This is a genomic window from Microbulbifer hydrolyticus (assembly GCF_009931115.1).
Lineage (GTDB): Bacteria > Pseudomonadota > Gammaproteobacteria > Pseudomonadales > Cellvibrionaceae > Microbulbifer > Microbulbifer hydrolyticus.
Map to the genome: position 1 here is coordinate 3690807 of NZ_CP047491.1, position 15824 is coordinate 3706630.

At 59.0% G+C, this 15824-nt stretch carries 4 protein-coding genes; all 4 read left to right on the forward strand.

Annotated elements, in window-relative coordinates; translation table 11 throughout:
- Window positions 1-14: 14 nt before the first annotated feature.
- The 4 genes from GTQ55_RS15685 (at window position 15) to GTQ55_RS15700 (ending at window position 15529) form a co-directional block, all read left to right on the forward strand.
- On the forward strand, window positions 15-2273 hold the full coding sequence (locus GTQ55_RS15685; protein ID WP_161859574.1) for a biotin/lipoyl-binding protein: 2259 nt from the start codon (window positions 15-17) through the stop codon (window positions 2271-2273).
- 78 nt (window positions 2274-2351) lie between these two features.
- Window positions 2352-12857 (forward strand): isopeptide-forming domain-containing fimbrial protein, encoded by a 10506-nt coding sequence (locus GTQ55_RS15690; protein ID WP_161859575.1) that lies wholly within the window; start codon window positions 2352-2354, stop codon window positions 12855-12857.
- Window positions 12858-12957: 100 nt separating this feature from the next.
- Window positions 12958-13953 carry an AraC family transcriptional regulator gene (locus GTQ55_RS15695; protein WP_237567934.1) on the forward strand — a complete coding sequence of 332 codons (996 nt, stop codon included), beginning with the start codon at window positions 12958-12960 and terminating at the stop codon, window positions 13951-13953.
- 130 nt (window positions 13954-14083) lie between these two features.
- A complete protein-coding gene (locus GTQ55_RS15700; RefSeq protein ID WP_161859577.1) occupies window positions 14084-15529 on the forward strand; it encodes a coniferyl aldehyde dehydrogenase in 1446 nt (481 codons plus the stop codon).
- Window positions 15530-15824: the final 295 nt, after the last annotated feature.

Genomic DNA, 15824 nt, shown 5'->3' on the forward strand with positions numbered 1-15824 from the left:
GGTAACCGAGTAACGTGCAGAGCCAGAGCTACACCAGTCAGCCCGAGGAGCAAACTCCATCTGCGTCCGCTCAGGAAGCGCGACCCTGCTGGCCGCCCCTGCGCACCGATCTGCAATTTCACCGCGCCGGGGAAGATGACGCGCAGGGTGAAACCTGGTTGCTCTACGATCCGCTGCGCGGCCAGTACCTGGAACTGGGCGAACTGGAGCTGCTGGTACTGCAACTATGGGATTGCGGTAGTGCCGAGAAAATCGCGGCGGCCATCGCACAGCAGCAAGGCTGCGCAATCGATCCACGACAGGTGGAGTCCGTGGTGCGCTTTATTACTGACAATGAATTACTGCAGACCGACAGCGCCGCCCTCTCCGCGAAGCTGGGCTCGGTCAGCCCCGGCCAGAAGCGGCTGCAGCAACTTCAAAAGAGCCTGTTCTGGCGCCGGCCATTATTTGTACCCGACCTGAGTAGCCGCCTGCTACTTCCCCTCGCCCGCTGTACCGGCCAGCCGTGGTTTTACGCTGCGCTGTTGTTGGCCGCACTGTTCAGTGCACTCTCGGTCGGACAGCACTGGCCCGAATTTATCGCCTATTTCGATGCCAGCTGGAACCCGGTGGGCGCGCTGATATTTTTTGCGTGCTACCTGCTGCTCAGCCTGGTTCACGAGCTCGGCCACGCGAGCGTGGCGCGGCACTATGGTATCCGCGCCAACAGTGTAGGGGTCGGTCTGATTGCGCTGATGCCGATCATGTTCAGTGAAATCACCGACGCCTGGCGCCTGCCGCGCAAGGCACGCCTGCATATCTCCGCCGCCGGTGTCACCTTTGAAATGACCTTCGGTGTTGTGGCCGCGCTGACCTGGTGCCTGCTGGACGACGGCCCGCTGCGCGCACTCATGTTTTACCTGTTCACCGCCTCGCTGATTACCACGCTGATGATCAACGCGAACCCGTTGATGAAGTTTGATGGCTACTACCTGTTGAGTGATTACACCCGCGAGAAAAACCTGCAGCAGACCGCAAACACCACCTTGCGCCACTGGCTGTGGTCACTGCTGCTGCGCTCACACAAGTTATCCGGCGGCCGCAGACAGAATCTACTGGTACTTTTCGGGCTCGCCAGCCTGATTTACCGGCTGATGGTGTTCACGCTGATCAGTTATGCCGCCTATCAATTGCTGTTCAAAGCGGCCGGTGCGGTTATTTTTTTGCTGTGTATCGGACTGTTGCTGGTCATCCCCAGCTATCGGGAGATCAGCAGCTTCCTGGCGCACCTCAGGGAACAAAAGCAACTGCGATTTGGCGATACCAACCCATCTGCGGAAAAGGCCAGCACCATGAATGAATCCCCAGGCCGGGGCCCGCTCCTTCACGAGCGAGCCTTTCAATGGCTTCACATGTTCCGACCGGGTGTCTTGCTCACCCTGGGCATACTGCTTGCCGTGCTGGTGATCCCCCTGCCCTGGCCGGTGCAAATACCCGCAGCCACGCACTTTGCGCAGGAACAGAAAGCCATGGCGCCGGCCGGGGCGACCTTGCAATCTCTAATGGTGCAGCGCGGCGATCCGGTAAGTGCCGGCCAGATCATCGCCCAGTTCCACAACGACGAACTGGAATACCGCATCACCCGAACCCGGGCAGAGCTGGCGCTGCTCAAGCGCCGCCAAAACAGTGATGGTTTTGCGGAAAGCCTCGATGCACTGAACGGTGTCTACCTGCAAGACCTGCTCAGCAAGCAGCAGCTGCTGCGCACGCTGGAAACCGAACAACAGCAATTACAGGTGAAAGCCAAAGTCGCCGGCACTGTCGACTGGACCTTACCCGGGTTGCATCCCAATCAATTCCTGGACCTGAACCAACCGTTTGTAACCATTGCAGCTCGTGACAGCATATGCGGGCGCGCATATGCCGAAACCCAGCAGGCTGCGCGCCTGCAATCTTCCGAAGCAAATCATGTCCACCGCGGACACCTGTTTATACGCGGGCAGTGGCAGCCGGTACCGGTTACGGTGCGTGCCATCGAGGAAATCGCCTCGCGGCGCATTCAGGACCCGGCGCTGGCTTCGGCTTTCGGCGGACCGTTGCAGACAGTACCGGAAGAGAACCGACGCTCGGCCGAGGCACTGCATCTGATCACGTTCGACTTTACCGCGGAGACGGAAAAGCCCGTTGCCGCACAACGTACCGGCCACCTGGTATTGCTCGGTGAACCGGTGAGTCTGGCGCAGCTACTGACACAGCGCATTGCCGGCGTTTTAATCCGTGAAAGCGGCGTGTAACGCCTGACGGTGGATCGTATTTTATTTTTCGGTCATCAGGACGATGACCAATATGTACCGCAAGGAAAGAGGTATCCCATGGAACTCAACGAGTTTTCCAGATCATCCCTGGCACAGGTCATCAACCAGCAGGGCCGCCGGCTCACCAGTCAGCACCGAGCCCTGGAAAAACGGGTTTTACTGGATGCCTCCTTTGCCGCCGATGTCAGCCACGCGGGCAACGACAGCGGCCCGGCAGGCGATACCGGAACGATCGATAGCGGCGACGAAAACACCGCGGTGCTGAACAAGCATAACGACGAACAGAGTGATACGAAAAAACTGTTCTCGGAAATACTGGAAAGCGACACCGCAGCCAAAACCGAGCTGGTGGTAATCGACCTGCAGCTGAATCAAGCCCAGGCTCTGGTGGATGACCTGATCCAGCAGGCCACGGAAGTTACTGAAAATGGCGATTCCCTGCAGCTTACGATAGGTGAACGCAGTATCACCCTGCTGGCACTGGATATTGACGACGGGCTCAATACGGTAACCGAGTTTCTGCAGGACAGTGGGCAGGCCTTCGATGCGATACACCTGGTATCGCACGGTGGTGCCGGTGGCATTGATGTGGGGGGCGATGCACTATCTCTCGCATCACTGGCCGGGGAAAGCGGTAGTGACCACAGTGCGCAGTTGCAGAGCTGGGCCAACAGCCTGACCGCCGATGCCGATATCCTGCTGTACGGCTGTAACACGGGTTATAGCCTGACCGGAGAAAAATTTATTGATCAGCTGGCCAGTCTCACCGGCGCCGATGTAGCGGCCTCGGACGATGCCACCGGCAGCGCGCTGCGCGGTGGCGACTGGGAGCTGGAGCAACAGCAAGGGGATGTGGAAACCGATATCGTGTTTTCGCAACTGCTGCAGGGCACCTGGGAAGGCCTGATGGTGGCCACGCCCACCGCGACGGTGGATGCCCCCAGCGAAGACTTTATCAATGAATCCACGGATATCGGTTTCTCCTTCGACAACGATGGGGATACCACCGGCTACGGCCCCTTCGTCGATATTGTGACCGGGCCGGGGCTGGAAATCGAGAGCGTCAGCGGCCTCGCCGGGGCGAACGTGGAAACCTACACCTACGAGAACGGGCAGTGGGTGGACAGTGGCGGCAATCCGGTGGAGTTCCACCCCTTCGACTTCAACCAGACCGGCGCCATTCCCCTGCCTCCCGGCGAGGAAGGCGCCACCTGGTATGCAATCCAGCTTCCGTTCGGCTCCTTCACCCCGGATCAGCCAAGTTTCGATTTCAGCATTTCCGCACTGCTGGACGAGGCGGCCGGAGCGATGGTCGGGGTACCTATTCCGATCTGGGTGCGCCCGGGTTTTGCTTTTGGCAACGATCCGCTGAACAACCCGGATGATGATCCACCCATTATTTCCAACCCTATCGAAACCTCCGTCACCCCCACGGTGATCGACGTGGTCAAGGTGGCGCAGGATGGGGATGGCGACAACAACTCTATCGGTGAGGGCGAGACGGTCACCGGCCCCAGCGAGCCGGTAACCTGGCAGGTGAGTGTGGATATCGCCAACCTGTCGACGGTGGAGAATCTGGTCATTACCGAGCAGGTGCCGAACAATTTCTATTACCTGCCGGGCAACGTGACAGTTACCGACTCCGGCGGCAACACGCTTCAGGAAGGGGTCGACTACACCCTCACCGAGCCCCCCGAGGGCGCCAACAATGACGCGGAACTGATCGTCGAACTACTCAACCCGGTAACCGGCGTCGAGGGCGGTGGTGACATTGTCATCACCTACACCGGCTATGTGCCGGACGTCGATGCCAACGGTAACCCCATCGTAGTCGGCGATGCCGCCAATGATGCGGTGCGCAATACCGCCAGCGTCACCGGCGATTACAACGGCAATGGCATCAGCGATAGTGACAATGAGGTGATCACCGCCACTGCCACCGCCCTGCAGAAAGGCGTTACGGTGATCGAGGACAACGGTGGTGAGGGCACCACCCCCGGCGACCGCCTGCAGTACACCCTGACGATGCAGGTCTCGGACTATATGGAGCTGGCAAACCTGGTCCTGGTGGACACCATGCAGGACGGCATCCAGATAGACCCGGACTCCTTTACCTTTGAACTCTTCGTCAACGGTACCACCTTCGGCCCCGACGCCCTGGGTGCCGGCAATACCTCGGTCGTGGAAAATGCCGGCGACGGCAGTACCGATATCACTATCGATCTGTCCCAGGAACTGATCGACCGAAGCATCAGCGACGGCAGCCTGATTGGCGACCTGTTTGCGGACGATATCACCCAGGGCACCACCACCATTACCATTACCTACGAAGCCACCATCCGCGAGACCTACCTCGCCACCGGCGAACCGGTAAATATTCTCGACGTCATCAGCAACCAGGCCAACGTGAGCGGCACCGCGGAATCCGTCAACGGTGAGGAGGTCGATAACGGTAGCGGCGCTAGTGTCCAGATCGAGGGCATCAGCAGCAACAAGAGTGTCTACGCCATTGATGGCACCACCAATCCCGAAGACCTGACTGTAGCCGTCGGCGACACGGTCACCTTCGCCATTGATATCGATCTCACTACTCTGGACAACAATGGTCTGGTGATTACCGACTATCTGCCGCTGCCGGTATTCGAGGCTATCGCCCCCACCTTCACCGACACTGGCGAGGGCGCAACGATACCCGGCGTTGGCGAATGGGGCTTCGGCCCCGCCACGGATTTTGACAACTGGCCCGATGGCTATCTCGAAGACTTCTCTGTTACCACCAGTGCCGATTCCGTCAATAACTCCATCACCTGGGAATTCCTGCCCATTGATCAGGTAGAGTCCATCGGCGGCACCGTGCAACTGCTGTTTACCGTGCAAGTGCAGGACCAGCCATTTACCGATGGGCTGTTCCTGACCAACGTCTCGCAGGTCACCGTCAATGGCACCGATACAACATCAACTTTGCCACCGGACGGTATCCAGATTGAAGTGGTGTCACCAGAAGTCAATATCACCAAGGGCGTGATCGGCACCGATGATGGCAGTGGTGTGTTTGACCCAACCGTTACCGGCCCGGTGACCTTCGACCCGGCCGGCACCCCCGGTGACGGCAGTGCACCCTGGACCGGGGATATCACCAGCGACAGTCTGGACACGTCACCCATCGACTCCAACCTCAGCGAGGTAGACGCCGGCGATACCGTGCGCTTCGCGATTACGCTGGAGAATACCGGCGGTTCCGACGCCTTCAACCTGGTGATCGGCGACACCCTGCCGGACGGTTTTGAAATTCCACCGGGTGGAATCAACCTGCAGGTGTTCACCGGTGACGGCACGCCCATCAGTTTTTCCGGCGACCTGTTCAGCGGCGGGATAACCCTGGACGACCCGTCCACAGAAGATGGCGCTCTCAATGAAGGGCGTGATCCCGACACTGGCCCCACCACCGACGGCAGCAACATCATTGTCATCACCTACGATCTGATCGCCACCGATGCCGTGCAGCCAGGGCAGATTATCGAAAACACAGCGACCGTCGAGGAATATGGCGGTGTCGATGAGGGCAACGATTACACCGAGGGCAATACCAATATCAACTGGCAGGACGATGCCACGGTAACCCTGCGTGAAAATGACGTAAGTAAAACGCTGGATGGAACCAGTATCAACAGCCCCAACAACGCTGATGACGAAGCGGTGATCGGTGAGGTCATCACCTACACCCTCACACTCACGATCGCCGAGGGCGTCAGCCCGTCGGCGAGTATTGTGGATACCCTGGACGATGGCCTGGTGTTCCTCGGCATCACCGACGTCACTACGTCGTCCAGTGACCTCACATCGACCGTACCTCTCACCCCCGAAGGCCTTGCACCAACGATCAATGGCCAGCAGGTGATTTTTGATCTCGGTGATCTGAACAATATCAACCGCGACAATACCGTTGCCGAGACCATCACCATTACCTATGAAGTGCTGGTGGCCAACGATGTGGTCAACCAGAGTGGGGACCAACTGAACAACAGTGCCGATTTTATCTGGGACACTACCGCCGACGGTATCGATAACCCTACCGTCAATGACACCGACTCGGCTGAAAACGTCACCGTGATCGAGCCGGATCTGCAGGTGGACAAGTCCGTGTCCAGTACTGATCCGATTATCGACGCCGGTGATCCGGTGCAATACACCATTGTGATTTCCCACTCCGGCTTTTCCGATACCGATGCCTTCGATGCAACCTTCATAGATACCCTGCCACCCGAGCTGACCAACGCATCTCTGGCCAGTGCCACCCTCACGGTGAACGGTGTTGATACAGATGTGTCCAGCCTGTTTGTGGTGAATGGCAACACCATCGAGATGGCACCCGACGCCACCTTTGATCTGCTGCTGGGCGACACCCTGACGCTGGTGATCGATGCCAACGTGATCGACGATCCCATCCTCGGCACCGACGTCATCAATACCGGCACCGTTGACTGGGAAAGCATCGACGGCGATGACCCCAACGAACGCACCGGTGAGGACGGTGCCGACGGGGAGCCGAACGATTATGAAACCGATGGCAGCGCGCAATTCACCATTGCAAGTGTGGAAGCCGGCAAAAGTATTGTGAGCAGCTCCGTTGAAGATGAATTCAACGGACGCACGGAGGCGGTGATCGGCGAGGAAGTCACCTACCAGGCGAGCTTTGAAGTACCGGAAGGTGTCGTATTCAATGCCCAGATTCTGGATACACTGCCGGCCGGGATGGAATTCGTCAGCTTTGATCAAATCATCCTCGGCGACGACCTTGTGATCACTCCCCCCGACGGATTTGGTGCACCCACAGTGACAGAGAATGGTGACGGCACCACCACCCTCGACTTTGGCAGCGCGACCATCGCCAATATCGGCACGGACGATGTACCCGATCTGATCACCCTCGTGTATACCGTGCGAGTTACCAATGAAGTGTCGAATCAGGCCGGCGTGGAGCTGACCAACAACGCCCAGTTTATTACCGATGACGGCACTTCCGAGGCCTCTACCACCGTAACCGTGATCGAGCCACAGCTTCTCATCGACAAGAGCGCGAGTATTACCCAGGGTGATAATGGCGATGCGGTCAGTTACACCATCACCCTGACAAATCCCGATGACGGCAGCAGCACCACGGCCTACGATATTTCTTTTGCCGACCAATTGCCGGAGGAACTGACCAACGTCACCTTCAGTGCGACACTGGAGCTGGGCGGAGGAACATCCGATGTCACCAGCTTTTTCACCTATGACCCTGTTACCAACCAGCTGACGATTGATCCCCAGGCGGAATTGGACATCATCCCGGGTACCACAATCACCATTACGATCAACGGCACACTGACTGACACCATTGCCGGTGGCACCATCACCAATACCGCAGAAGGCGACTGGACCAGCCTCGATGGCGATGTTGAGGGTGAGCGCACCGGCGAGGATGGCGAGGGTGGTGCGCTCGATGATTACGCCACCAGCGACAGCGTGGATATCATGGTCACCGCGCCGCAAATTGACAAAGTCCTGGTATCGACGTCGCAGAATGACAGCCTCAACGACGACACCGAAGCCACCATCGGCGAAATCGTCACCTTCTCGATTACCCTGACCGTGCCTGAGGCTTCACTGGCCGGACAGATTACCGACGTGTACGGTCCGGGTTTCGAGTTCATCGACCTGGTGGGCGTCACGGTCAGTGACCCCGATGCCATCCAGTTTGATCCGGACGACCTCACCACCATCAATGACCCCGACAACAACACCGTGGGCTTTGATTTCGGCACCCTGGTCAATACCGATACGGACAACGCCACCGACGAAACCATCACCATCACCTACCGGTTGCGGGTCACGGACATTCCCAGCAATGTGGATGGTGTCACCCTCTCCAACGACGCCACCCTGGACTACGACACCGACGGCGATGGCACCGACGATGCGAGCATCAGTGACAGCGCCTCGGTCGACGTGGTCGAGCCGCTGCTGAATATCGACAAGGAACTCCTGAGCGATACGCCGCTCGTCCTCGGCGGCATCGCCACCTTCCAGCTCACCGTGCAACTGGACCCCGCCAGTGGCGCGCACGCCTACGATGTCACCATCGAGGATTTGCTGCCGCCCTATCTGTCCGGGGTGGAAAATATCCAAATCGACGTCACCGGTGGCTCCCCCACCATTGTCGATAACTCCACCGATAACCTGCTGTCGCTGGAAGTCAGTGAAATTGACCCGTCCACGGTGATCACCATCACCGTGGACGCCCGTGTCACCACCGACCTGGCCGCGATCGGGCAGACAATCACCAATACCGCCGATATTGAATACAGCAGCCTCGACACTCCGGAAGGCGGTGACGACAGCGATATCGAGCGGGAGTATGACGACAGTGACGAGATCACCGCGGAGATCGGCGCGGTGGACCTGTTCGTGGACAAAGATGATGGCGGCATCGATGTCGACAACCCGGCGGCGCCCGGCGACACCATCACCTACACCATCAACTACGGCAACAACGGCACCGTCGACGCCACCGGGGTGGTGATCACGGAAAGCCTGCCGGATTACGTGATCTACGATCCCGCGGACAACCCCGGCTGGGTATTGAATGGCGACACCCTGACCTATGATATCGGCGACCTGGCCGCCGGTGAGACCGGCTCGGTACAGCTGATCGTGACCGTGATCGACCCGCTGCCCTCCGGCGTCGAGGAAACCAACAATACCGTCTCCATCGATGGCGACGAGGATAATGGCCCGGACCCGACACCGGAGGACAACACCGATACCGATGTCACCCCACTGGAGGCGGCACCGGATTACGTGATCGACAAGATCGAGAACTTCGAGGATCCGGCCAATCCCGGTGACACCATCGAGTGGACCATCGAAGTCACCAACGAGGGCAACCAGGACGGTACCGGTGTGGTGGTTACCGACACCCTGCCCGACACCAGCCTGTTCAATTCCTTTACCGCCAGTGACGGCGGCGTGATCGACCTCGACGCCGGTACCGTGACCTGGGATATCGGCGATCTGGCCGTGGGCGAGACTGTCACCCTGACGCTCAGCGCTATCGTCAACGAATCCGTCCCCACCGATATTCCCACCCAGACCAACTCGGTAGTGGTGGATGACGATGGAACCAATGGCCCGGACCCCACCCCGGACAACAACCGCGACGATGAGGACTTCGACATCGCCTATGTCGACCTCGCCATCGACAAGGACGATGCCGGGATTACCGCGGAGCCGGGCGATACTGTGGTCTACACGCTGGACTATGCCAATAACGGCACCGCCGATGCCACCGGTGTGGTCATTACCGAGTCCCTGCCGGATTACGCCACGTTCGATGCGGGAAGTTCCACCGCCGGCTGGGTCGACAACGGCGACGGTACCTTCAGCTTCGATGTGGGCGACCTGGCCGCCGGCGAAACCGGCAGCGTCGAGTTTGCGGTCATTATCGACGACCCCATTCCCAGCGGCGTGGAGGAAACCAGCAACACCACCAGCATTGAGGACGACGGCGACAAGGGCCCGGACCAGAACCTCGAAGACAACGACGATGACGAGGTCACCCCGATCGACGGGCGGCCCGATTATGTCATCGACAAAATTGAGGACTTTGACGATCCCGCCTTCCCCGGTGAAACCATTAGCTGGGACATAGTCGTCACCAATGAGGGTAACCAGGACGGCACCGGGGTGGTGGTCACCGACACCTTGCCCACCGGTGATTATTTTTCTGCGGGCTTTACTGCCAGTGACGGCGGCGTGGTGGACCTCGACGCCGGCACCGTCACCTGGGATATCGGCGACCTGGCAGTTGGTGAAAGTGTCACCCTCACACTGACCACCACCGTCGATGAGAATGTACCGCCGCGTGTGCCACAGCAGGTGAACTCGGTAGAAGTCACCGACGATGGCACCAATGGCCCAGATCCGACTCCGGAAAACAACACCGATACCGAGCCGTTTGACATTACCGAAGTGGACCTCTTCATCGCCAAGGACGACGGTGGCATCACCACCACCCCCGGTGGATCGGTCACCTATACCCTCAACTACGGAAATATCGGCTCGGCACTGGCGGATAATGTGGTCATCACAGAGACCCTGCCCGACAACACCACCTTCGATGCCGCCAACTCCGATCCGGGCTGGGTAGTGCAGGACGATGGCACCATCACCATCAACGTGGGCACACTCGATCCCGGTGAGAACGGCAGCGTCAGCTTTACCGTGATCGTCGACGAGCCGCTACCGGCGGGCGTGGAAGAAGTGTTTAACGAGACCGAAATATCTTATGACGAGGGGCGCGGACCGGACCAGAACCTAGAAAACAATAACGATGACGACACCACCCCGATCATCGCGCAGCCGGATTACGTGATCGACAAGATCGAGAATTTCGACGATCCGGCCAATCCCGGTGACACCATCGAGTGGACCATCGTGGTCAGCAATGAGGGCAACCAGGATGGCACCGGCGTGGTGGTCACCGACACACTGCCCGACACCAGCCTGTTCAATTCTTTCACCGCCAGTGATGGCGGTGTGATCGACCTCGATGCCGGCACCGTCACCTGGGATATCGGCGATCTCGCCGCCGGCGAATCGGTCACCCTGACCCTCAGCGCTATCGTCAACGAATCCGTCCCCACTGATATTCCCACCCAGACCAACTCGGTGGTCGTGGAAGACGACGGCAACAATGGCGAGGACCCGACCCCGGAAAACAACCGCGACGATGAAGACCTCGATATCGTCTACGTCGACCTCGCCATCGACAAGGACAATGGTGGCATCGATGCGGACAACCCGGCCGAGCCCGGCGACACCGTGGTCTACACCCTCAACTACGCCAACAACGGCACCGCCGATGCCACCGGCGTGGTGATCACCGAATCCCTGCCGGAATACGCCAGCTTCGACGCAGCCAATTCCGATGCGCGCTGGGTAGACCAGGGCGATGGCACATTCACTCTGGACCTCGGTAACCTTGCCGCTGGCGAGACCGGCAGCGTGGAGTTTGCGGTAATCATCGATGACCCCATTCCCGCCGGTGTGGAACAGACCAGCAACAGTGCCGGCATCGAGGACGACGGCACCCAGGGCCCGGATCAGGAGCTGATCGATAACGAAGACGATGAAGTCACCCCCATCGACGGACGACCGGATTATGTGATCGACAAGATCGAAAACTTCGAGGATCCCGCCAACCCCGGTGACCCCGTCGAATGGACCATCGTGGTCAGCAATGAAGGGAACCAGGACGGCACCGGCGTGGTGGTCACAGACACACTGCCCGATACCAGCCTGTTCAATTCTTTCGTTGCCAGCGACGGCGGCGTGATCGATCTCGCCGCCGGCACCGTAACCTGGAACATTGGCGACCTCGCCGCAGGTGAAACTGTCACCCTGACGCTGAGCGGCGTAGTCAATGAGTCGGTACCCACCAACATCCCGACCCAGACAAACTCCGTCGTGGTCGAGGATGACGGCAATAACGGTGGCGACCCGACACCGGAAAACAACCGCGACAGGGAAGACCTCGAGATCACCTACGTGGATCTGTTTATCGACAAGGACGATAACGGTGCAGTCCCCGAACCCACAGACACCCTCGTTTATACCTTGACCTATGGCAACCGTGGCACCGCCACGTCCAATGGCGTGGTCATCACGGAAACCCTGCCACCCAACACGAGCTTCGATGCCGCCAACTCCACACCGGGCTGGGTGCAGAACGGTGATACTTTCACGTTCGATGTGGGCACCCTGGCACCGGGTGAAGAAGGCAGCATCACCTTCGCGGTTACCATCGACTATCCGCTGGCTTCAACCGTGCAACAGATCGGCAACACGGTCACGATTACCGACGACGGCGACAACGGGCCCGATCAGAATCTCGTCGACAATACCGATTCCGATGAAACCGAAATTGAGAACAACGCTCTTGTCGACAACATTACCCTGTCACAACTGTTCCCCGAGTACATCTACCCGCCGCGGGAATGGGAGCGGATGGCACCGGAGCTGCACGGCCGCCTGATATCCAGTGAGACGAAGGATGTTTCCGCGAACCTGCAGGGCGCCCGCAACGGCGGCAACTACGACCCCGCGTTCGGTCCGGTGGATGGTCGCCACTATCCCAACGACTGGTCACGGGTATTCAGTAACGACCTCAGTATCGACACCAGCGACGATACCAACGGCGAAAAAACCAGCCCGCTGGAGCTCGATGAAGACACCGGCCGCTACCGCGCCAACTCCCTGTTCGGAGACTTTGTGCGGCCTGCGGCCAGTCCGGAACTACCGGGTGAGGCCCCGAACCTGGTACCGGTGGCGGAGCCGCTACCGGCGCCCCTGCAGTCTTCACCGGGGCCGGACGAGCCGCTCAACCTGGACGGTGGGCGCAGCCAGCTGCAGCAGCAGCTGGATGACATTACCCGCGAAATGAGTGAGTCCCGCGTATCGCCTCTGCTGGCGGCACTGGCGGAACTGAGTGCGGAGGAGGCCCGACAGCAACAGGCCAAGTAGAGAGATCGACTCGCCTGTCGCGCTCTTTATCGCAAGAGTGGGGGCAGGTTGGGTATCATGCCTCGAGATCTGATGTTCGAGAGGATGCCCCTTGCTCCCCATGGTCCGCGCCAGTGCGCTCACCGGTTACAAAACGCTGCTCGGCAGCTTCGGCGTGGATGTCGAAGCGCTGCTGCAGCGTCTCTCCCTGCCTGCGGATTATCTGGACCGTCCGGACCTGATGATCCCGATGGAGACCAAGGTGGAGCTGCTGGAGCTGGGAGCGCAACTGAGCGGCTGCCCGCAATTCGGACTCCGGCTCGCCCAGCAGCAGAACATTTCTGCACTGGGTACCGTCGGGCTGTTGCTGCAGCAGTGCCCCACCCTGCGCGACGCCATGGACACCATCACCTCCTCCATCGGGCAGACGGCCCAGGGGCTGAAGGTGTGGCTGGAGGAGCGCGATCGGATCGCCTACCTCTGTTCCCAGTACGATTTCGACGGTCCCTCCGCTCATTCCCGCCAGCACAGCGACAACCTGGTGGCCAGTGGCTTCAACATGATCCGCTTTCTGCTGGCGGAGCCGGTGTCGCTGCACGCCGTGTATCTCTGTGGCGAGGCGCCATCAACTGCCAGTGGCCTGGCGCCCTATCGTGAGCTGTTCCAGTGTCCGGTGCATTTCGGGCAGGACTTCAATGGCGTCGCCTTCCCCGCGGATCTGCTGCAACGGCCGGTGGCGGGTGCCAACCCGGCGATGCGCGGGCTGATCGACAACTTCCTGAAAAAGAAACAGCTGGACGATTTCCAGGAGCAACTGCTGTGGACCATCACCAACCTGCTGCCCCGCGGCGCGGTGACCCTGGAGAAAGTCGCCGACAGCGTGGACATGGCACCGCGCACCCTGCAGCTGCGCCTCAGCCGGCAGGGCACCAGCTTCCAGCAACTGCTTGACCGCACCCGGATCGAGCAGGTGTGTACCTATCTGCTGGAGGGTGATCTCTCTCTGACGGAGATTGCCGAGCTGGTGGGCTACAGCCAGTTGAGCGCCCTCACCCGCGCGTTCAAGCGCATCATGGGCGCAAGCCCCAGGGCCTGGTTGCGCCAGCACCCGGGCTGACCCGTTCACTGGCGCGCCGGATTGCGCGATCTGTCAATTTCGTGACGCAATCAGTCAACTCTTGTTGGGCGAAATTTCGTATTCTGGGTACAACTACCTATAGATCCCAACACCAGATTGCGGAGACACCATGAATACCCAGACACTGACCAGCGACAACGCCCAGAGCGCCGCACTTCAGAACCTGCTGGCGCGACAGCGTCAGGCCTATCTCGCCGATCCCGCGCCGGACTACCAGCAACGGGTAAAAGACCTGAAATCTCTCGCGCAGATGATTCGCGACCATCAGGACGAGCTGGTGGAGGCAGTCAGCGCCGACTACGGCAACCGCTCCCACCACGAGACCCTGTTTGCAGAAATTTTCCCCGCTTTGGACGGCGTTAAAGATACCGTCAAACGCCTGAAAAAATGGATGAAGCCGCAGCGTCGCCATGTGGATTTCACCGCATTCCCGACTTCGTCCACCAAAGTAATTCCACAGCCGCTTGGTGTGGTGGGTGTAATCGTGCCGTGGAATTTCCCGGTGAACCTGTCCTTTGGACCACTGATCAATATCTTCGCCGCCGGCAACCGGGCGATGGTGAAAATGTCGGAAAACTCGCGCAATCTGACTGCGCTGCTCAGGCGCATCAGTGGTGACTACTTTCCCGAGGACAAGCTGGTATTTCTCGAAGAGACCGGCGGAGTGGGCATCGAGTTTTCAAAACTCAAGTTCGACCATCTGATTTTTACCGGCTCCGGCACCACCGGCCGTAAAGTAATGGCTGCGGCCGCTGAAAACCTTACGCCGGTCACACTGGAACTCGGTGGCAAGTCTCCGGCCATCGTCGGCCCGGACTACGATACCGATACCGCGGTCGAACGCGTGCTGTTCTGGAAACTGTTCAATGCGGGCCAGATCTGCACCACCGTCGACTACCTGCTACTGCCGGAAGACAAGGTCGACGCGTTTATCGAAAAAGCGAAAAAAGTATTTAAAAAACGCTACCCCGACATCCAGAATTCGGACTACACATCGGTCATCGACGAGCGCTCGTTCCAGCGCATCTGGGACACCCTGGATGACGCGACACAGAAAGGCGCAACCGCTATCGACCTGACCGATGGTCAGGGTAGCCGTGAAGATCCGCTGAAAAAATTCCCCGCACACCTGCTGATCAATGTCAGCGAAGATATGGAAATCATGCAGCGGGAAATTTTCGGTCCGTTGCTGCCAATCAAGACCTACAAAAACCGCGAGGAAGTGGCGGCCTATATCAATAATGGTGATCGCCCACTGGCGATTTATCCGTTTACCAATGATAAAAACCTGCGCGATTACTATATCGACCATGTCATGTCTGGCGGCGTGAGCGTGAACAATGCGGTTCTGCATGTTGGCCAGCACGACATTCCATTCGGCGGTGTCGGTGAGAGCGGCATGGGCCACTACCATGGCTACGAGGGCTTCCTGACCTTCTCGAAACTGCGCCCGGTGTTCTACCAGGGACCGCTCGATCCCCTGAAGCTGCTAATGCCTCCGTACGGTAACCTGGCGAATAAAATGATGAAGTTGATGCTGCGCCTAACTAAATAATCAAAACGTTGTTACGAAGCACAACGCTGTATACGAAGGTCAAGTGCGGGCGTTGGCTTTCAGAAGCGTCGGCGACATGGACGTCGCCGGATTCCCAAAAACACCACTGCCCTCCCACCCAAAGAAACAAAATTGCGATCAAACCGTAAATTTTGGTAGTGTAATTCCAGAGAACTGCCATTCTGGCGCTCTTTTTTCCTGGGATCGGCTATAGATCGAACCCCAGCACAAACGCGGCGACGCAATATCACCGTGCATCCCGGGCAATGACGCCCGCTATTCAATCGTGCAATCC